Below are 19,845 nucleotides of genomic sequence, written 5' to 3'. Positions count from 1 at the left end.
GCGGGGTGGCGCGGTCAGCCCGTGGCCGGGGAGTCGCGGTGTTCCTGGACCGTCTCCACGATCCGCCAGACCACGGCGGTGATCGGCACCGCGACGAAGGCGCCGGCGATCCCGGCGACGAGCGTGCCGGCGGTGACCGCGACCAGGATCACCGCCGGATGCAGGCGGACCTGCCGCTTCATGATCAGGGGCTCCAGCAGGTTGCCCTCGATCTGCTGCACGGCGATGACGGCGGCCAGGACGAGCAGCGCGGTGACCGGCCCCTTGGCCGCGAGCGCCACCAGCACCGCCACCGTGCCGGCCACGGTGGCCCCGATGATCGGCACGAACCCGCCGAGGAAGGTGATCAGCGCGAGCGGCAGGGCGAGCGGCACGTGGAGCACCACCAGGGCCAGCCCGATGCCGATCGCGTCGATCGCCGCGATCATCATCGTCCCCCGGCTGTACGCGCCCAGCGTCCGCCAGCCGACCCGGCCGGCCTCGGCGGCCACCGCCCGGTTCGGTCCGGTCGTCCGGGTCAGCACCCAGTGCCACATCGACCGGCCGTCCTTGAGCAGGAAGAAGAGGAGCACCAGCGCGAGCAGCGCGGCGCCGAGCACCTCGCCGACGGTCCGCGCGCCGGCCACCGGGTCCAGCGAGCCCTGGCTCAGTGCCTGGCGGGCCTGCCCGATGAGCCGGTCGATCTGCTGGTCGGTGACCGGGAGGGTGGAGGTGACGAAGTCCCGGCTGCGTTGCACGCCGCGCTGGAGTTCCTCGCTCAGCTCACTGAACTGGCTGGCGGTCAGGTTCCACACCAGCACGCCGACCCCGACCAGGATGCCGAGCAGCAGCAGCACGGTGAGCAGGGCGGCCAGCGCGGGCGGCAGGCGGAGCCGGCGCAGCCGGAGCAGCACCGGGTCGAGCAGCGCGGTCAGGAAGACGGTCGCGGCCAGCGCGAGGGCCAGCGGCGCGAGCAGGACCGCGATCCGGCCGAGCAGGTAGAGCCCGGCGGCGACGACCACCAGGCAGGCGCTCCACACCACCGCCGAGCGGACCAGCCACGGCAGCGCCGCCCAGGCCTGCCGGGGGCTGGCGTCCCGGCTCGTCGTCTCCTCGGGCGTACGCCCGGCACCGTCGTCGCTCACGTCGGCCCTCCTCGATCTCCGGCGTGGTCGGTACCCCGTCGGCGTCCGTCCGACACCCGTACCCACGCTAGGCGGCCGGGCGGTGGCCGACGCGCCGTTCCGTGCCCGGTCCGGTGTGGCCTCGGTCTGGCCCCCGCTGGCGGCGTTTGTGCCCGGGCCCCGGGGGAAGGCAGGAGGTTCGACCCCGAGCGGAGGAGATTCCCTGATGAGCGACTTCATGGACAAGGCCAAGGACCTCGCCGACAAGCACGACAAGCAGGTCGACCAGGGGATGGAGAAGGGCGGCGAGATGGCCGACAAGCGCACCGGTGGCAAGTACGACGAACAGATCGACAAGGGCGTCGACCAGGCCCAGGCGCGTACCGGCGAGGGCGACCAGGTCCGCTGACCGCCCGACCGGTCCCGGGTCGCCTCGTGGTGGGCGGCCCGGGACCGTCCTTTCCGGAGCGTGGGTGCCGGCGGGGTCAGCTCTGCCGGTCGCGCAGCTCGGCCATCGAGGTGGGTCGGCCGCTGAGCGCGTCGCGCATCCGGTCGACCAGGCCGGCGCCCGGGCCGAGCAGCTTGTTGGCCGGCGGGCGGTCCGGGGCGGCGGGGTGCGGCCGGGTCGGCGCGGCCTTCTTGGCCGCCGTCACCTTGCCGGCCAACTCCACCAGTTCCTCGCGGGCCACCGCGGCGCGCAGCCGGGGGAACAGGTCGCTCTCCTCGTCCTGCACGTGGTGGCGGATCGTGCCGGTCAGGTGGGCGAGCAGCTCGTCGAAGCGGGGGTCGGAGGGATCCACCGACTCGAGCTCCTTCATGGTCCGTTCGGCGTCGGAGTGCTCGGCGATCTCGTGCTCGGCGATCTGGTCGCCGTCCGGCAGCGCCTTGCGCGCGGCCGGGTAGACGTACATCTCCTCGGCGACGGCGTGGCGGACCAGCTCGGCGATCACCACGTCGGCGAGCTGCCGGCGGTGCTCGGGGGTGCCCTGCCGGCTCTCCAGCTCGACGAAGAGCGTCTCGACCTCGCGGTGGTCGGCGGTCAGGACGTCGACGACGTCCTGACCGGTGGTCTGTGCCTTGGTCATGGTTGCCCCTTACCGGTTGCGGAAACGGTCGGTTGACCGGGCTGGTACCCGCGGGCGGACGGGCGAACCCACCACAACGCACCGCGCGATTCACCCGCTCCGGTCCGGGTAACCGCCGCCATGACCGAGAACCGCCCGACGACCGACTCCGTCCGGTCTCCGCTGGACGCGGTCCGGGAGCGGGGCGGTCGGGTGGTGACCGAGGCCCGGGAGCGCGGCGCGCGGGCGGGCCGGCTGCGGCTGCGGCAGCTGGAGGTCACCGCGGTGATCGCCCTCCAGGCGGGGCTGGCCGCCGGGCTGGCCGCGCTGCTCGCGCAGAAGCTGCTCGGCGCCGGCCCGCACGTCTTCGCCCCAGCCGCCGCCGTCGGCACCATCGCCTCCGCGATCGGGCAGCGCGCCCAGCGGACCTTCGAGCTGCTGGTCGGGGTGGCGCTCGGCATCATCGTGGGCGACGTGCTGCTGTACTGGCTCGGGTTCGGCCCGTGGCAGACCGGCCTGGTGGTCACGCTGGCGATCGCGGCGGCGTTGCTGGTCGCCGGCCGCAGCGGCTCCCTGGTCGGCCAGGCGGGCGGTACCGCCGTGCTGATCGCCACGCTCTCCCCGTCCGAGCGCAACCTGGAGGTGCCCCGGATCCTCGACGCGCTGATCGGCAGCGGGGTCGGCCTGCTGGTGGTGGCCCTGCTGCTGCCGGTGAACCCGTTGCGGGTGCTGGACCGGGCTGCCGCGCCGATCTTCACGCAGATCACCGAGCAGCTGCACGAGGTGGCCCGGGGCCTCACCCGGCGGGACCCGGACCGGATCGTGCGGGCCCTGGACCAGATGCGCGGCCTGGACGCCGACATCGGGCGGTTGAACGAGTCGCTCAGCGGCGCCGAGGAGGTGGTCACGGTGGCGCCGGCCCGGTGGCACCGGCGGCAGGACTTCCACCGCTACGCCCGCAGCGCCCAGCATCTGGAGCGGATGGTGCTCGACAGCCGGGCGCTGGCCCGCCGGTCGGCGACCCTGCTCCAGTACGGCGAACCCGCGCCGGTCGAGCTGGCGGACGCGGTGTCCCGGTTCGCGAACGCGATCCGCGAACTGCGGCGGGAGTGCCAGGGTGGCGAATCGCCGGAGCGCAGCCGGCAACTGGTGCTGGAGGCGGCCGAACTGGCCGGCCGGGCCTGGGCCGAGGGGGTCGGCAACTTCGGCGACACCGTGGTGACCGACCTGCGTACCGCCGCGAGCGACCTGCTCCGGTCGATCGGGTGCGAGCCGGACGAGGCCAACCGGTTGGTCCGGCAGGCCGCCGGCGCCGGCGAGTTCGCCCGGCGGCCACCCGCCCGGGGCCGGCTGGAACGCCGGGTGCGGCCGATGTCGTCCGGCCGTGCCCGGCGGACGCGCCGGCACCGCCGACGCGGACGGGCCGGCCTCCCCGGCAGGGGGAGACCAGCCCGCTGATCCGTCCAGGTCAGGACGAGTAGCCGCGCTCGGCGATCCAGTTGGCGACCTTCTCCAGGGTCATCCAGTACTCGGCCACCGGGCTGGCCGGGTCGGCGACCCGGATCAGGTCACCGCCATCGCGGTAGCCCACCAGGGTCAGGTAGTGGCCACCCTCGTACGAGTGCGGGTTGCCCTCGGTGTCCACCGCGGTGCCCTTGACGTTGGCCACCACCGGCCGGCCGGCGTCCAGCGCGTCCAGCACGTCGGCACGCAGCCGGTCGACCTCCTCCGGCTTGGCGACCGAACCGCGGATCTCGGTGGTCTTGTACCGGCCGCCGGTCAGCTCGTTGAGCACCCGGGTGGTGTCCAGCGCCGAGTCGGTGCCGGCCTCGGTGGTGCCCAGCCGCTTCGCGACCTCGTCCTGGGACAGCGCCTTGCCCTGGGCGGACAGCGCGATCCGGGTGGCGGCGGGGCCGCAGTAGTAGAAGTTGGGCTGCGCCTGGTACTCGATGCCGACGGTGCGCTCCGCGCGCTTGTCGGCGCGGCCGCCCTTGTCGGCGCGGTCGCCCTTGTCGCTGTGCGGCGAGGCGACCGGGGCGGTTCCGGCCGGCGCGGCCTGGGCGGCCATCGCGGGGCCGGCGACGCACCCGCCGGCCACCAGCAGCCCGGCGACGGACAGACCGCTCTTCTTCAGGATCGGGTTCATGGGTCGGGCTCCAATCGGGGGGTTGTCGGCTCCGGGAAACCGGGGCCGCGTGCACCGGGAAAGGCGCTCGGCTCAAGGGATCCGGGCAGGCCCGGGCCGGGTCGGCCACGGGCGTACCGGGGGATGTAACGGCCCTGCTCCGACCGGCATTCCGCTCGGTCGGTGGGGCGCCCCGGCAGTACGACCAGGTGCAACAGCGGCAGCAGCGGCAGGATTCCGGGGCGCTGGGACGCCGTCGGCGGATCCCCCAGCCGGGCACGAACCGGTCATCAGGCGCGGCCGGGACGGCAGGGCGCGGTACGGGGCGTCGGACTCGCCGGTCAGGCGGCGATCCGGGTCGGGCGGTGCGACGCGGTCAGAGCGCGCCCAGCACCCGGGTCACGGAGATCTCGATGACCACCCGCTCCGGATTCGCCCGCGGTGTCCGGTAGCGTTCGGCGTACCGGCGTTCGGCCTCGGCGACGGCGTCGGGTTCCGACCGGAGGACCGCCCGCCCCTCCACGGTCAGCCAGCGGCGTCCGTCCACCTGGCAGACGGCCACCGGCGCCCCCTCGGGGCCGGCGGCGGCGACCTGCCGGGCCTTGTGCGAGCCACCGCTGGTGATCACCCGGGCCAGCCCCGCCTCCGGGTCGACGGTGACCCCGACCGGTACCACGTGCGGGGTGCCGTCGGCGCGCAGGGTAGTCAGCGTGGCCAGGTGTCGCTCCCGGCAGAACGCGACGACCCGCTCGTCCCGAAGGTCCAACCGATGCGCCGGCATGCCCGTCCCCTGTCTCGTGGTGCGGCACCGATCATGACACGCGGCGCCGGGGGCGGCTCAGGAGACGGGACGACGGACCCGGCCGGGACCGGGCGGGGTGCCGGGCTGGCCGGGCAGCGGCCGGGCCGCCGCCCGACGCTTGGCGGCCAGCCGGGTGAGGTAGATCAACGCGCCGGCCAGCACGCCCATGTCGTCGAGGTAGATCGGGTCGGGGAGCAGGTCCACCGGAAAGATGGCGTAGATCAGCGCGCCGTAGAAGGCGACCTTGCCGCCGCCGCCGAGATCGCCGAGCAGCCGTCGGGCCCGGACCACCCGGACGGCCAGCCACACGGCGCCGGCGAGCATGGCGACCACCAGGACGCCGACGACCGCCACGATGAGCCACGCCTCACGGGACATACCCTCACGCTAGCCCGGCCCGCCCACCCCCGCCCGGTCGGGGAGCGACCCGCGCCGGGTTCAGTACGCGGCCACCGCCGCCCGACCCCGGGCGACCGCAGGCAGCTCCCGGGTCTGCTCGATCGCGGACGTGCGCGGGCTCTCGGCCAGCGGCAGCAGCGACGGGGCCTCCTCGGGGCGGCGGTCGGTCGCGGCGAACGCCTCCTCCCGCAGGCTGCGCGCGGCGGCTACGGCCACCTCGGCGGCCCGCCAGGCGGCCTGCTCCCGCTCCCGGGCCGCCTCCTGCCGGGCGAGCAGGTTGTCCCGGATCGCCCGGCGGAGCACCAGTTCCTGCTCGACGGGGTGCCGCCGTGGGTCCCAGCCGTTGCGGTGGGCGAAGACATCGCTGAGCTGCTCCACCGACAGTTCCCGCCGCCAGTACGCGTCCAGCGCGGCGCGGTGCAGGAAGCGCTCGCGGTCGGCGTACTCGGCGGGGGTGCGGCCGGTGCGGGGCAGCGGCAGGGCCGCGGCCGCCGCCAGCCGTCGGACGTCCGCCTCGGCGGCCTCGTACGCCTGCCAGGCCTGCTCGACCTCCTCCTGCGCGGCCAGCCACTCGGCCCGGCGGCGCTGGGCGGTGGCGGTCGCCCGCTCCGCGGCCACCGCGACCTCCGCCGCGTAGCGGGCCCGCTCGCGCTCCTCTTCGGCCAGTTCGAGCTGGGTCGGCATCGCCGCCTGCCGGATGCGGGCGCCGGCGTCGGAGCGGAGGCGGCCCGGTCGCAGCAGCAGGCCGGTGACGATGACGGCCACCACGCCGAGCAGGCTCAACCAGATCGCGGCGGCCCGGGGGACGTCGGGTAGGACGGCGGAGAGCACGGTTCGCATCAGCAGCACCTCACGGCGGCAGGGAGGGATCGACGGTCACGGGCCCGGTCGTGCGGGTGCGACGGGGCGGCACCGGCGGGGGCCAGCGCGCCGGGCGCGTCGCGCACCTCAGCCCGTCGGCCGAGCGGGCACCAACGCGGCGACGGGCTGACGGTCAGGCGGTGGGCGGACCGCGCCGCGCCGGCTCGCCACGTCCGGGACCGGCCACCGGCCCGTCGGGCCGGGAGGTGGCCACCGGGTCGGCGATCACCGGGGTGGCGGGCTGGGTGGCCCCCGGCGGCGTGGTGGTGGTGGCGTCCATGGTCGGCGCCGCCGCGGTCGGCGCGGCCTCGGGACGCAGCTCGTCGACCCGGCTCGTCACGGCGACCGGCCGGAGTTGGGCGGCGGTGCCGGCCGGTTCGGTGGCGGTCGCGGCGGTCACCCCGCCGAGGCCGACGACGAGCACCAGCGCCGTAGCCGCCAGGCGGGTCATCGCCCGCAGCCCGCGCAGCGTGACCGACCACAACGGGTGAGCGGACGCTACGGAGGGCACGTCACCAACCTATCGTCCGATTCGGGTGGTCGCAGCACGGCGACGGGGGACGGTGACCGACGCCACGCGAGTGCGGTGTGGACGGTCGCCGCCCATCCGGCGGAACGACGACAGCCCATCCGGTGGTTGCCCGCCGGATGGGCCGTCGTCGGCGTGTCGCCGGTCAGCGATCGGTGCCGAGCACCGGTGGCGCGGCGTCCGCGCCGTCCTGCCAGACCATGTCGTCCTCGGTGAGCCAGGTCAGTCGGTCGTCCGAGGTGTCGTCGTCGTGCTGCCCGCGGCCGCCGAGCACACCGGCTCGGTTGGCCGCCCGGCCCTGTCGGGCGGTGGCGGCGTCCCGGGCCGCGCCGTCGGCGCCCTGCCCGCCCATGCCGCGCCCGACCCCGCTGGCCGACCTGGTTTCGGCCGCCGCCGTGCCGCCGGTGGGCCGGACCGAGGTGGTCGGCGTGCTGCCGCTCGAGCCGGCCAGCGCGGCGGTGCCGATCAGCCCGGCGCCCGCCCCACCGATGAGCAGGCCGGGCCCGGTGCCGGCCGAGGCCGCCGCCGTGCCGCCGCCGAGGCCGACCGCCGGCCCGCTACCGAGCGGCGAACCGCCGGTCAGCGGGTTGGCTCCGGCGAGCGAGGTGCCGAGATCGGTGCCGGTCGTGCCGTCGATGGTGCCCGGGGCGCCGCCGGTGGGGGCGCCGCCACCGGATCCGCCGCTCGGGCCGGGCGCGGGCTGGCCGGGGCCCGCCACGGTGTTGCCGCCGGTCTGCGGGCCGAGGCCGGTGCTGGTCGGCGCGGCCGTCGGCGTGGTCGCCCCGGGACCGCCGCGCGGCGCCGAGGAGTCACCGCTGACGGTGTCCGGGGTGTCCGGCGGAGGCGGCGGCGGCGGGACCAGCCGGCCGTACGCCGAGAGGTCGTAGCCGGCGGCCAGTTCGGCCACCACGTTGACCATGCGCTGGTGCGCCTTCTCCTGCTCGGCCTTGTCCTGCTGGTGGCCGAGCAGCCCGCCGACGATCACGCCCGGCACGCCGAAGACCGCGCCCTTCATCGCACCGGAGGCGGCCTTGTCGTGGTCGTCGGTCTCCTCCGGGCTCTCCGCCTGCTTGTGCGCGGTGCGCAGCTGGTCGGCCATCAGGGTCAGCGCGCGGCTGAGGTCGGCCATCCCCTCGCCGAGGGTGTCCGAATAGCTCACGATGAAGTCCAGCCGGCGCTGGAACTCCCGCCCGGCCTCGCCCGTCCAGGTGTTGGCGAGCTTGTCGAGGTCGCCGCCGAGCTCCTTGCCGAGGCCGTCGAGGATGCCCTTGAGCGAGGTCCACTGGGCGGCCAGGTCGTCGATCTGGCTCGGCTTGCCGGCCATCACGCCGTTGTAGAGCTCCTCGTGGCTGACGTTCTGGTAGCGCGCGGTGTACTCAGACACGCGGGTCCTCCTGCCGCTTCAGCGCGTCGTCGACGCCGGTCAGCGCGGCGGCGATGTCGGCGGCGTTGGCCGCGTTGCGCGCCTCGGCCGTCCGGTAGTTGGCCAGGATGGTGGCGGTGGCGCTCTGCGCCGCCTCGACCGCCCGACGCAGCCGACCGACCTGCTCCACGTAGGACAGGTGGATGTCAGAGTACTTGCGGGCGTTGCTGGTGGCGTCGGTGAAGGTGCCCAGCGCCGGAGGCTGGCACTGCATCTCGGTGTTGAGCTTCTTCAGCACCGTCTCCGCCTGGGTCAGCCGGCCGGCCAACCGCTGGTGGAAGTCCTCCAGGGACATCAGGTCGACTGTCGTGCGCCCGGTCATGGCAGCATCCCCGTACGTCTGGTCGATAACCGTTGCCGATGTTCAGGTTAGTCGACGGCCGCGAGCCGGGCGACCCGCTGTTCGCACCGTGGACCGGCCTACCCGCCGACGGCCGGTGACGGGGATGCCGCCGGCCCGGCCGGCTCCGCCGCGCCGGGCTCGTAAATGGACAGTGCGGCCCCCCGCTCCAGGGTGGGCCCGGTGGGGATCAGCGCCAGCAGCGACGAGGGCACCGCCAGCGGGGTGACACCCCCGTAGCCCAGGGCGGTCATCGCGTCGCCCGACCGGGTGCCCAGCGGGTAGCGGACGCCCTGGGCACTGATCAGGTAGACCGTCGAGCCGGGTGCGGCCGTACCGCCCTCCCCGGCGCCCGTCGTCGCCTGGACCAGCACGCCCTTGCCGCCGGAGAGCAGCACGGCGTCGGCCGTACGCACCGCGTCGCGGGCGCTCTGCCGGACCGGCAGCGGCCCGGCCGCGCTCGCGGCCGCGGTCAGCTCCGCCGGGGCCCGGTCGAAGACCTCCAGCGTGGTGGTGGGTGGCCCGCCGCCCGCCCCCGCCCGGTAGGTCGCGCAGAGCACCGTCTGACCCGCGCGGACCGGGTACAGGGCGGGCAGCGTCTGCGGCATCCCGTTCTCCTCCACCCGCTGCTCGCTGAACAGCCGGCCGGCCTGGTCCGGGGTGATGTCGGTGACCGTGCCGCCGTCGCGCAGCAGCAACAGCGCGCTGAGCTCGCCGATCGAGGCCAGGCCGTCGCGGGTGAGCACGTAGTGCCGGCCGGCGGCCCGGAAGACCTGCCCGATCCGGGCCGGAGCGTCGCCGACGGCGACCTCGCTGCTCTCGTCCTCGCCGTCGATGGCCGGCTCGCGCAGCGCGGGACCCGCCGGGACCGCGTTGAGCAGCTGGTGGCCGACGGTGAGCGTGGGCGCGCCGGCCATCCGCAGCGCGGCGATCGCCGGGTCGCCCCCCACCACCTGGAGCCGGAGGTTGTTGGTGAGCAGGTGCCGCTGGTCGTCCACCGACACCAGCACCGCGCGGTCGCCCAGCGGCACGCCGCCGGCGAGCGGCCGGTCGATCACCACCCGGGTGCTGGACCGGCGGGGGTCGGCCGGATCGGGGACGTCGCAGACCGACCAGGGCAGACCGGTCAGCGACTTGCGGTCGGGCAGCGCGTCCGGGGCGCCGACGATGCCGACGGTACGTCCGCGCGACCGGTCCCGGATCGACGCCTGCGACATGGTCCGGACCGGCGGGTCCGCCTCGTTGAGGATCAGCCGGGCCGAGGCGTAGTTGAGCGTCGGGTGCAGTTGCCCGTCCTCGAGGTAGACGTACGTCGCGCCGGTCTCCCGCTCGATCACCAGGGTGTTCGGCTCCAGCGGCGCGGTGTTGCCGGTGAGCTGCCCGTACGCGCCGGCGCCGCCGAGCACCACCGCCGCGGCGATCACGCTGCCGAAGACCGCCATGCCGAGCCGCCGCATGGGCAGGTTGCTGGTCTCGGGGTCGCCCGACAGCAACGCCGAGACGATCCGGCGGGTGACGAAGCGGTACGCCTGCACCTGATCGCGGCGGGTCCGCATGACTTACCTCCGGCGGGGTGGGTCCGCGACGATCAGGTCCGAGTCGTGTCGCGGGCTTCCCTACGATAAGGGGCCGTCGACGGGTCACCGGGACCAGCGCCCGTGCCCCGGTCGCGACGGGATGCCCCACCGTCCAGAAAGGACTGCCACCGATGACGCAGGTTCAGGCGCCACCCGGCCGTACGGCCACGGACCCGTCCGGCGTCGCGGAGCGGCCGGTCACCCCGGCCGACCGGCGCGAACGCGGACGGATCGGCCCGGTCGTCGTCGGGCAGCTCGTGCTGGTGGAACTCTGCGGGCTGGGCGTCTGGGCGGCGCTGGGCGGGCCCGGCTGGCTGGCCGGCACGGTGGCCGCCGTGGCCGTGCTGGTCGTGGTCGCCGCCTTCGCCCGCCGGGGCGGCCGCTGGTGGTACGAGGACCTGATGCTGCGGCGCCGGCTGCGGCGCCGCCGGGAGCGGGCCCGCAGCACGGTGGCGGCGGGCGCCGGCGCCGACCCGCGACTGGCCGCGCTCGCTCCCGAGTTGAGTGTGATTGAACTCACAGACCGCGGCACCAGGCTCGGCATCGGGCAGGACGGGCAGGGCTGGTTCGCGGCGGTGGCGGTGCAGGCCCGCGCCGGCGCGCCCGCCGGTTCGACGGAGGCGTCGGTGGTGGACCGGGCGCTGCGGGTGCTCGCCGACTTCACCGGGCCGGTCAGCCTCGCCCAGGTGGTCTCGCACACCCTGGTCTGGTACCCGGCGCCGGGCGCGCCGCCGGCGGCCCACCGTACGGTCTGGGTGGCGTTGCGGCTCTCCGTGCGGGACGCCCGGGTGGAGGCGGTCAGCCGGGGCGGCGGGATGCCCGGCGTGCACCGCACCCTGGCGGCCGGCATCGGCCGGCTGGGCAAGGCGCTGACCGCCGCCGGGCTGGCCCACCGCGCGCTCGGCCGCGACGAACTGCGGGCGGCGGTGGTCTCGGCCGCCGGGCTGGACCTCGCCCCGGCACCGCCCGCCGAGACCTGGACCGGGTTGCGTGGCGGTGGCTGGACGCAGCGCTGCCTCGCGCTGCGGGCCCGGGCCGGCACCCCGTTCGGTGCGCTGGTGGACGCAGTGACCGCGACCTCCGCGCCGTCACACACGCTGGCCGCCGCGGTGCTGCCGGGCGGGCGCACCGTGCCGCTGCTCCGCGTCGCGGCGCTGGACGACCACGTCGAGGCGCTGGTCAAGGTGGTGCGGGACGTCGCCCGCCGGTCCGGCGCACCGGGTCGCCCGGTGGACGGCGAGCACGCCCCCGGCGTCTACGCCACCGCCCCGGTCGCCCGCACCGTCAGCACCGCTCCCACCACCCGCTGACCCCACTCCGGACCAGGCCCCGGTGGGTGCGCCGGATCGGGGTCAGGGGCGGAGGTTGACGATCCAGCCGTAGAGCCCGAGGACCCAGACGGCCAGCGGGACCAGCGAGATGATCAGCATGATCTCGACGATGTCCAGCAGCCGGCCCCAGACCGGCGAGATCCGCTTGCCGGCCACGGTCAGCCCGTAGATCAGGCTCACCACGGCCGCCAGCAGCAGCCCGCCGAGGACCACCCCGAGGCGGACCGCCAGCGAGCCGCCGGCGAACGCGGCGGCGGCGGCCAGGCCGAGCCCGACGGTGCCGGTGACCAGCACCGGAACGCGCTGGGCGCGGCCGAGGAGCGGCCGGGCCCGGAGCAGCGACAGCAGGGCCAGCACGAGGCAGAGCAGCACCGCCGACAGCCGGCCGTCGAGGGCGAGCACCACCTGGGCGCCGAGCACCAGCAGCGACACCGTCCAGAGCAGACCGGTCAGGAACGCGTCCGCCCGCTCGCTGAGCTGGAGCACCCGCCGGCCGTCCACCGACTCGGCGTCGGTCTTCAGGTCGTCCGGGCCGGTCGGGATGGACGGGACGGGCAGCCGGGCCAGCCGGTAGGCGAACATCGGCAGCGCCGGCACCGCGCCGAACGCGACCGCGGCGACCACCGCCGCGGCGGCCGGCGCGCCGATGCCGAAGGCGAGGCAGAGCAGCGCCCCGAGGCCGACCGCGGCGCCGACCCCGACCGCGCCGAAGAAGAGCGGCAGCCGGTCGCCGACGGCCAGCACCGCCACCGCGGCGCAGACCACCACCGCGGTGGCGGCCAGCAGCACGTGCGGAGCGGCCAGTTCGGACAGTCGCCGGTCGCCGGCGAGCAGCAGCAGACCGCCGACGGCCGCGTGACCGAGGCCCACCACCCCCAGCACCGCGCCGGTGCTGCTGTCGCCGGCCGCCCGGGACAGCACCGCGGCGGTGACCAGCAGCGCCACCGCGACCAGCAGCGCGGCCAGCGCGCCGGGCAGTTGCGGCGGCCCGACGAAGAGCGCGGCCAGCGCGCCCGCCCCGAGCGCCGCCGCGGCGAACAGCACCGCGAACGACCGGGTGGTGCCGACCTGCCAGGCGCCCGGGCGCTGGTTGGTGGCGGTGGCCACGGCGTCCACCACGTCGTCGAAGACGATCTCCGGCGCGGCGGCGGCGCGCGGGTTGAAGTAGAGCACCTCGCCGTCGCGGATGCCGAGCTGCGCGGGGGTGCGGCCGCCGTCGAGCGGCTGCCCGCCGAGCCGGGCCAGGCTCCACCCGCCGTGCCGCACGCCCTCGTCGGCCAGGTCCTCGCCGGCGTAGCGCAGCAGCGTGGGCAGCAGGTCGGCCAACGGCACGTCGGAGGGGAGCGCGAGATCCATCCGGGTGCGGGGCGCCACGATGGTGATCCGGCTCAGGCCACCGGTCGCCGTCTTCGTCGCCACAGTGGCCTCCTCGCGCTCTTCTACGATGACCCCGGCCGGCACGTCGCCCCGTGGGTCCATGACGCCCACGGGAGATTACCTACGATGGCGGGCACGTACGATGCCCACCCGACGACTCCCGTCGTTGGCAGGTGCTTCGTCAGGGCCGCTTCTGGGGAGGAGACAGCCGTGAGCACGGTGGTGTTCCGCCGGCTCCCGCGTCAGCCGGGACCGGCCCTACCGCGGGGTGAGCTGCTGCTGGAGTCCCCTCCGGAGCTTCCGGAGCCGACGCCCCGCGGCATGGGGCAGCTGCTGATGATCCTGCCGATGGTCTGCGGCGTGGGCGCGATGGCGTTCCTCTATGCCGGCCGGGGCGGCGGCATGATGACGTACGTCGCCGGCGGGCTCTTCGGCGTGTCGATGCTCGGCATGGCGATCGGCTCGCTCAGTAACGGCAACAACGACAAGGCCGAGCTGAACGCCGACCGGCGCGACTACATGCGCTACCTGGCCCAGATGCGCAAGCGGACGCGGCGCGCGGCCGAGCAGCAGCGGGCGGCGATGACCTGGCGCCACCCCGAGCCGGACGCGCTCTGGTCGATCGCCGCGTCCCGCCGGCTCTGGGAGCGCCGGATCACCGAGGACGACTTCGGCGAGACCCGGATCGCCACCGGCCCGCAGCGTCTCGCGGTGGAGATCGTGCCGCCGGAGACCAAGCCGGTCGAGGACCTGGAGCCGATGAGCGCGATCGCGTTGCGGCGCTTCGTCCGCGCGCACTCGACCGTGCCGGACCTGCCGACCGCGCTGTCGGTGCGCGCGTTCAGCCGGGTGGTGCTGCGCGGCGAGCGGGAGCCGGTGCTCGACCTGGCCCGGGCCGCGCTCGGCCAGCTGGCCACCTTCCACGCCCCGGACGACCTGGTCGTCGCGGTGGTCGCCGCGGTGGACCGGCAGGCCGCCTGGGACTGGGTGAAGTGGCTGCCGCACACCCAGCACGGCTCCCGCACCGACGCCGCCGGCGCCCGCCGGCTGGTCTTCGCCCACCTCGCCGAGGCGGAGGAGGCGCTCGCCGGCGAGCTGGCCGGCCGGCCCCGGTTCGCCCCGGAGGCGAAGCCGCTGACCACCATGCCGCACGTGGTGGTGGTGATCGACGGCGGCGAGGTCTCGCCGACCTGCCAGCTGATGGGGCCGGGGCTGCTCGGCGCCACCGTCATCGACCTCTCCGGCACCGTGCCGCGGGACGCCGGCCGCTGGCTGCTCTGCCTCGACGCGGGCGACGGCAGCTCGCTCGACCTGGTCCGCGGCGCGTCCACCTCCCGGCTCGGCCGCCCCGACCGGCTCAGCGCCGCCGCCGCCGAGGGGCTGGCCCGGCAGATCGCCCCCTACCGGCTCTCCCAGCAGCAGACCAGCAGCGAGGAGCCGCTGTCGCGCAGCATGGAGCTGCCCGACCTGCTCGGCGTCGGCGACGCCGCCGCGGTCGACGTGCAGCAGACCTGGCGGCCCCGCGGCCACCGGGACCGGCTGCGCATCCCGCTCGGTCTCGGGCCGGACGGCAACGTGGTGGAGCTGGACTTCAAGGAGTCCGCGCACGAGGGCATGGGTCCACACGGTCTGGTCATCGGCGCGACCGGTTCCGGCAAGAGCGAGCTGCTGCGTACGGTGGTCGCCGCGCTGGCCGTGACGCACTCCTCCGAGGAGCTCAACTTCGTCCTGGTCGACTTCAAGGGTGGCGCCACCTTCGCCTCGCTGGAGGCGCTGCCGCACACCAGCGCGGTGATCACCAACCTGGCCGACGAGCTGCCTCTGGTCGACCGGATGCGGGACGCGCTGGCCGGTGAGATGAACCGCCGGCAGGAGGTGCTGCGGGCGGCCGGCAACTACGTCTCCCGCTTCGACTACGAGAAGGCCCGGGCGGCCGGCGAGCCGCTGGACCCGATGCCCAGCCTGCTGATCATCTGCGACGAGTTCAGTGAGCTGCTGGCCGCCAAGCCCGACTTCATCGACCTCTTCGTGATGATCGGCCGGCTGGGCCGGTCGCTCGGCGTGCACCTGCTGCTGGCCAGCCAGCGCCTCGAGGAGGGCAAGCTGCGCGGGCTGGACACCCACCTGTCGTACCGGATCGGTCTGCGCACCTTCTCGGCGGTGGAGAGCCGGATCGTGCTCGGCGTGCCGGACGCGTACGAGCTGCCCAGCGCGCCGGGGCACGGCTATCTGAAGACCGACACCAGCACCATGCTCCGGTTCCGCGCCGCGTACGTGTCGGGGCCCTACCGGGCGCCGGGCGAGCAGGCGTCGGCGTCGCAGGCGATGGTGCAGCGCCGGATCGTGCCGTACGGGGTGAACTTCGTGCCGGTGCGGCAGCCGCAGGTGCCGGTGGAGGCCACGCCGGAGCCGGAGCAGCCGGCCGACGGCAAGGCCGTGGCCATGCTCGACGTGCTGATCGAGCGGCTCAAGGGGCGGGGCCGCCCGGCGCACCAGGTGTGGCTGCCGCCGCTGGCCGAACCGCCGAGCCTGGGCGAGCTGCTCCCGCCGCTGACCGCGGACCCGACGTACGGGTTGTGCACCGCGTCCTGGCCGGGCCGGGGCCGGCTCACCGTGCCGGTCGGCGTGGTCGACCGGCCGTACGAGCAGCGCCGCGACCCGATGATGGTGGAGCTGGCCGGCGCCGGCGGCAACGTGGTGATCGTCGGCGCCTCGCTGAGCGGCAAGAGCACCATGCTGCGCTCGATGCTCGCCTCGCTGGCGCTCACCCACACCCCGCGCGAGGTGCAGTTCTTCTGCCTCGACTTCGGCGGCGGCGCGCTGCGCAGCCTGGAAGGGCTGCCGCACATGGCCGGGGTGGCCGGCCGGCGGGACACCGAGGCGGTGCGCCGCACGGTGGCCGAGGTGGTGGCCGTCATCGACGACCGCGAGGTGCGGTTCGCCCAGCACGGCATCGACTCGGTGGCGAGCTACCGCCGGCGCCGGGCAGCCGGCGAGTTCGCCGACGACCCGTTCGGCGACGTCTTCCTGGTGGTGGACGGCTGGAACACGCTGCGCCAGGAGTACGAGGAGCTGGAGCAGACCATCACCAACCTGGCCAACCGGGGGCTCGGTTTCGGCGTACACGTGGTGGTCACCGCCGTGCGGTGGGCGGAGATCCGGATCAACATGCGCGACCTGCTCGGCACCAAGCTGGAGCTGCGGCTCGGCGACGCGGCCGAGTCGGAGATCGACCGCCGGGCGGCGGCGAACGTCCCGGAGAAGACCCCGGGACGCGGCCTGACCCGCGACAAGCTGCACTTCCTCGCCGCCATCTCGCGGATCGACGGGCGCCGGGACATCGACGACCTCACCGAGGCCTCGGCGGCCCTGGCCGGGCACGTGGCGGCCAACTGGCCCGGCCGCCCGGCGCCGAAGGTGCGGCTGCTGCCGCGCAAGCTGCCGGTCGCCGAGCTGGCCCGGGTCGTCGACCGTTCGGCGCCCGGCCTGCCGATCGGCGTCAACGAGTCGGCGCTCGCGCCGGTCTACCTCGACCTGGCCAACGAGCCGCACCTGACGGTCTTCGGCGACGCCGAGTGCGGCAAGACGAACCTGCTGCGGCTGATCGCCCGGGGCATCACCGAGCGGTACACCCCGGCCCAGGCCCGGCTGGTGATCGCCGACTACCGGCGCGGGCTGCTCGGCGCCGTTGAGGGCGACCACCTGCTCGACTACGCCCCGTCCAACCAGGCGTTCGCGCAGGGGCTCGGCTCGATCCGCAGCGCCCTGTCCAACCGGCTGCCCGGGCCGGACGTCACCACCGCCCAGCTGCGCGACCGCAGCTGGTGGAAGGGGCCGGACCTCTACATCCTGGTCGACGACTACGACCTGGTCGCCTCGGGCGGCAGCAACCCGCTCAGCGCGCTGCACGAACTGCTGCCCCAGGCCCGCGACATCGGCCTGCACCTGATCATCACGCGGCGGGTCGGCGGCGTGGCCCGGGCGCTCTACGAGCCGGTGCTGCAACGCCTGCGCGAGCTGGACTCGCCCGGCCTGCTGATGTCCGGCAACCGGGAGGAGGGCGCCGTCTTCGGCACCCTGCGGCCGAGCCCGCAGCCGCCGGGTCGGGGCACCCTGGTGCGCCGCCGCGACGGCCAACAGCTGATTCAGACCGCCTGGTCGGAGCCGGCCTGATCCGGCGTCCTGCCGGCCGTGACCGGGTCGAGTGAGAGGTGGGTGGTCGCGTGTGGGAGTTCTGGTCCTTCGTGTACGCGCTCGCGACCATTCCCGTCTTCCTCGTCCTCGGGCTGGTCGCGCAGCTCAGCGGCGCGCCGGGGGCGAAGCGGGCGATGGAGATCGTCGTCCTCAGCGCGGTCGCGGCGCTGGCCGCCCCGCTCGCCGCGACGGCCGGCACCAGCCCGGTGCGGTGGAGCCTGGCCGTGCTGCTCGCCGTCACCTTCGTCGTCGGTCTGGTGCTGCACGTCCGGTCGTATCCACGCTCTTCGTGATCGGCGCGCCTGGTTCCGGGCCGGTCGCGATGCCGTCACAGTGGGCGAGACAGGGCTGCGCCTGCTGGACGCGGTCCGCTACGGTCTTCAGAGGAGTGTCCGTCGGTGGGGTGTTTGCCTTGCCGCGGGGGAGGGCGCGGCAGATCCGCCGCCACAAGGAGACGGAAGGGTGTGAAGCATGGCGTTCGAGGTCGAAGCAGCGACTCTGCATACCGCCGCGAGTGACGTGCGGTCCACGCGCAGCGAGGTCGACGGCGAGCTGAAGAAGCTGTGGAACGTGGTCGACGACCTGGCCATCGCCTGGAAGGGCCAGGCGTCCACGGGCTTCCAGCAGCTCATGCAGCGCTGGAACGAGGACACGGCCAAGCTGCTGACGGCGATGGACAACATCGCCGACCTGCTCGACAAGTCGGGTACGACGCACCAGGTCAACGACGAAGAGCAGCAGCAGATGCTGGACAAGTTCCACTCTGCACTCAACCCGTGATCCGCCGAGACGAGCAGGGGAGGAACTCATGAGCATCAAGGTCGACTACGCGGTCCTCGAGAGCAGCAACCAGCAGATGCTGGCCATCTCGCGGACCATCGACGAGAAGCTGGACACGCTGCGCTCGATGCTGAGCAAGCTGCAGTGGGACGGCCAGGACCGCGCCGCCTACGAGCAGCACCAGGCGCAGTGGGACGCCGCCGTGCGGGACATCAACAAGATCCTGAACGACATCGGTGGCGCGGTGGGCATCGCCCGCGAGAACTACGTCAGCACCGAGATGAGCAACGCCAAGGTGTGGGGCTGATCGACCACCGACGCGGCTCCGGTCCGGCTCGACCGGGCCGGAGCCGCGGCGCGTTGTCAGCCGTCGAGGTCCTGGGAGAGCGATGAACACGGAGATTCGTCTCCGCCCGCGGTGGCGGTCCGCCGCCGCGCTGGCACTGGCCGCGGTGATCGGCTCGGGGGCGCTCGCCACGCCCGCCCCGGCGCGCGCCGCCGACACCGTACGCGGTCTGCAGTGGTACCTCGACACGCTGAAGATCCCGCAGGCTCACAAGATCACAAAGGGCCGGGGGGTGACCGTCGCCGTCATCGACTCCGGCGTCGACCCGAACGTGCCCGACCTGCGCGGTCAGGTCCTGCCCGGGCGGGGGATCGGCGGCGATGCCACCGCCGACGGCCGGGGCAGCGACGACGAGATCGCCCACGGCACGGGGATGGCCGGGTTGATCGCCGGCCGGGGCGGCGGCGCCATGCGGCAGCTCGGCATCGCCCCGGAGGCGAAGATCCTGCCGGTCTCGCTCGGCGCCGACCAGACCAACGCGGAGGTGGCGGAGGCGATCCGGTGGGCCGCCGACAACGGCGCGGACGTGATCAACATGTCGTTCGGCGGTCCCGGCGTGCCCGACCCCGAGGAGCGGGCCGCGGTCCAGTACGCCATCGACAAGAACGTCGTGCTGGTCGCCGCGGCCGGCAACCGCAAGCAGGGCGACGCGGACATCGCTCACCCGGCGAACATCCCCGGCGTCATCGCCGTGACCGGGCTGGCCAGGAACGGTGACTTCTTCACCGGCAGCGCGAGCGGTTCCCGGGCCGTGCTGGCCGCGCCGATGGAGGAGATCATCACTCCGCGGCCGACCTCGGTCTCGTCCAACGGCTACAGCGTCGGCAGCGGTACCAGTGAATCCTCCGCGATCGTGGCCGGCGTGGTGGCCCTGGTGCGGGCCAGGTACCCCGACCTCGACGCCGCCAACGTGGTGAACCGGCTCATCCGTACCGCCCGGGACGAGGGTCCCACCGGCCGGGACGACCGGTACGGCTTCGGCGCGGTCGACCCGGTCGGCGCGCTGACCCGTTCGGTGCCGGCGGTCGCGGCGCACCCGCTGCTGTCCGAGGCGGGCGCCGCGCCCGGCGCGTCGGCACCCGGGCCGGCCAGGACGGGCGAGGAGGACGACGGCCCGGCGGTCACGATCGGCACGACCAACAGGACCGGGGCGATCATCCAGGTGGTGCTCTGCGTGGCCGTGCCGCTGGTCGTGCTGATCGTGGTGATCGTGCTGGTGCGCCGGTCCCGCCGCCGCCCACCGGTTGCTCCGGGCGGGCCGCGGCCCGGCGCGCCCGGCTTTCCGCCGCCGCCCGGCATGCCCGCGGCTCCGCCGTTCGGCGCACCCGCGCCCGGCCCGGCACACCCCAGCGGCCCGTACGTCCCGCCGCAGGGCGTGCCGACGCCCGGTGCCTACGCCCCGCCGCCGGGCGCACCGGGGCCCGGTGCCTACGCTCCGCCGCCGGGCGGCCCGATGCCCGGCAATCACCCGCCGCAGCCCGGCAGCGCCGCCTGGCCACCGCCGGGTGCGGCCCCGGCCGGTCCACCGCCGCCGAGCGGGGCTCCGGCGGTACCACCGCCCCCCGCACCGGGCGGACACCAGCAGTAGGACAGA

At 75.0% G+C, this 19,845-nt stretch carries 19 protein-coding genes; 8 read left to right on the top strand and 11 right to left on the bottom strand.

The annotated features are described in order from the left end of the window. Positions 1-14: 14 nt before the first annotated feature. Positions 15-1,124: an AI-2E family transporter gene (locus ACVCAH_RS13660; RefSeq protein WP_447136481.1), complete on the bottom strand. Its 1,110-nt coding sequence runs from the start codon at positions 1,122-1,124 to the stop codon at positions 15-17. A gap of 205 nt (positions 1,125-1,329) precedes the next feature. On the opposite strand from ACVCAH_RS13660, the gene ACVCAH_RS13655 reads away from it, so the two are divergent. Then, positions 1,330-1,512 carry an antitoxin gene (locus ACVCAH_RS13655; protein ID WP_447136480.1) on the top strand — a complete coding sequence of 61 codons (183 nt, stop codon included), beginning with the start codon at positions 1,330-1,332 and terminating at the stop codon, positions 1,510-1,512. 76 nt (positions 1,513-1,588) lie between these two features. Here ACVCAH_RS13655 and ACVCAH_RS13650 read toward each other — a convergent pair whose 3' ends face one another. Beyond that, positions 1,589-2,188 carry a hemerythrin domain-containing protein gene (locus ACVCAH_RS13650; RefSeq protein WP_447136479.1) on the bottom strand — a complete coding sequence of 200 codons (600 nt, stop codon included), beginning with the start codon at positions 2,186-2,188 and terminating at the stop codon, positions 1,589-1,591. Between the two features lie 120 nt (positions 2,189-2,308). Between ACVCAH_RS13650 and ACVCAH_RS13645 the strand changes: the two genes are divergently transcribed. Next, on the top strand, positions 2,309-3,625 hold the full coding sequence (locus tag ACVCAH_RS13645; protein ID WP_447136478.1) for an FUSC family protein: 1,317 nt from the start codon (positions 2,309-2,311) through the stop codon (positions 3,623-3,625). Positions 3,626-3,635: 10 nt separating this feature from the next. On the opposite strand, the gene ACVCAH_RS13640 is transcribed toward ACVCAH_RS13645, so the two are convergent. The 8 genes from ACVCAH_RS13640 to eccB all read right to left on the bottom strand — a co-directional run bounded on the left by ACVCAH_RS13640 (position 3,636) and on the right by eccB (position 10,202). Further along, complete coding sequence (locus ACVCAH_RS13640) at positions 3,636-4,313, bottom strand: C39 family peptidase (protein ID WP_447136477.1); 678 nt, start codon at positions 4,311-4,313, stop codon at positions 3,636-3,638. 355 nt (positions 4,314-4,668) lie between these two features. Further along, positions 4,669-5,073 (bottom strand): pyridoxamine 5'-phosphate oxidase family protein, encoded by a 405-nt coding sequence (locus ACVCAH_RS13635; RefSeq protein ID WP_447136476.1) that lies wholly within the window; start codon positions 5,071-5,073, stop codon positions 4,669-4,671. A 57-nt stretch (positions 5,074-5,130) separates the two neighbouring features. Then, complete coding sequence (locus ACVCAH_RS13630; protein ID WP_447136475.1) at positions 5,131-5,472, bottom strand: hypothetical protein; 342 nt, start codon at positions 5,470-5,472, stop codon at positions 5,131-5,133. A gap of 60 nt (positions 5,473-5,532) precedes the next feature. After that, complete coding sequence (locus tag ACVCAH_RS13625; RefSeq protein ID WP_447136474.1) at positions 5,533-6,333, bottom strand: hypothetical protein; 801 nt, start codon at positions 6,331-6,333, stop codon at positions 5,533-5,535. Between the two features lie 154 nt (positions 6,334-6,487). Then, entirely contained in the window at positions 6,488-6,865 is a 378-nt protein-coding gene (locus ACVCAH_RS13620) for a hypothetical protein (RefSeq protein ID WP_447136473.1), read from the bottom strand. Between the two features lie 163 nt (positions 6,866-7,028). Next, a complete protein-coding gene (locus ACVCAH_RS13615) occupies positions 7,029-8,267 on the bottom strand; it encodes a WXG100 family type VII secretion target (protein ID WP_447136472.1) in 1,239 nt (412 codons plus the stop codon). Then, the gene (locus ACVCAH_RS13610; RefSeq protein ID WP_447136471.1) at positions 8,260-8,628 is read right to left on the bottom strand and encodes a hypothetical protein; all 369 of its coding nucleotides are present in this window, start codon (positions 8,626-8,628) and stop codon (positions 8,260-8,262) included. Before ACVCAH_RS13610 ends, ACVCAH_RS13615 begins: the two co-directional genes overlap by 8 nt. Positions 8,629-8,726: 98 nt before the next feature. Then, positions 8,727-10,202, bottom strand: a complete 1,476-nt coding sequence (gene eccB / locus ACVCAH_RS13605) for a type VII secretion protein EccB (protein ID WP_447136470.1) — start codon at positions 10,200-10,202, stop codon at positions 8,727-8,729. A 152-nt stretch (positions 10,203-10,354) separates the two neighbouring features. Here eccB and ACVCAH_RS13600 point away from each other — a divergent pair, with 152 nt between their 5' ends. After that, positions 10,355-11,533 carry a type VII secretion protein EccE gene (locus ACVCAH_RS13600; RefSeq protein ID WP_447136469.1) on the top strand — a complete coding sequence of 393 codons (1,179 nt, stop codon included), beginning with the start codon at positions 10,355-10,357 and terminating at the stop codon, positions 11,531-11,533. 42 nt (positions 11,534-11,575) lie between these two features. On the opposite strand, the gene eccD is transcribed toward ACVCAH_RS13600, so the two are convergent. Further along, on the bottom strand, positions 11,576-13,033 hold the full coding sequence (gene eccD / locus ACVCAH_RS13595; RefSeq protein ID WP_447136468.1) for a type VII secretion integral membrane protein EccD: 1,458 nt from the start codon (positions 13,031-13,033) through the stop codon (positions 11,576-11,578). 108 nt (positions 13,034-13,141) lie between these two features. Between eccD and eccCa the strand changes: the two genes are divergently transcribed. From eccCa to ACVCAH_RS13570, 5 genes are all read left to right on the top strand, one after another. After that, positions 13,142-17,104, top strand: coding sequence for a type VII secretion protein EccCa (gene eccCa / locus ACVCAH_RS13590; protein WP_447136467.1), 3,963 nt, complete (start codon positions 13,142-13,144; stop codon positions 17,102-17,104). 50 nt (positions 17,105-17,154) lie between these two features. Then, positions 17,155-17,418 carry a hypothetical protein gene (locus ACVCAH_RS13585; protein ID WP_447136466.1) on the top strand — a complete coding sequence of 88 codons (264 nt, stop codon included), beginning with the start codon at positions 17,155-17,157 and terminating at the stop codon, positions 17,416-17,418. 178 nt (positions 17,419-17,596) lie between these two features. Further along, positions 17,597-17,905 carry a WXG100 family type VII secretion target gene (locus tag ACVCAH_RS13580; RefSeq protein ID WP_447136465.1) on the top strand — a complete coding sequence of 103 codons (309 nt, stop codon included), beginning with the start codon at positions 17,597-17,599 and terminating at the stop codon, positions 17,903-17,905. Between the two features lie 28 nt (positions 17,906-17,933). Then, positions 17,934-18,212, top strand: coding sequence for a WXG100 family type VII secretion target (locus ACVCAH_RS13575; protein ID WP_250796035.1), 279 nt, complete (start codon positions 17,934-17,936; stop codon positions 18,210-18,212). Positions 18,213-18,294: 82 nt separating this feature from the next. Continuing rightward, on the top strand, positions 18,295-19,839 hold the full coding sequence (locus ACVCAH_RS13570) for a S8 family serine peptidase (protein ID WP_447136464.1): 1,545 nt from the start codon (positions 18,295-18,297) through the stop codon (positions 19,837-19,839). Positions 19,840-19,845: the final 6 nt, after the last annotated feature.

It is taken from the genome of Micromonospora sp. LZ34 (genome assembly GCF_052981855.1).
This window is presented reverse-complemented; position numbering and strand designations above follow the sequence as displayed.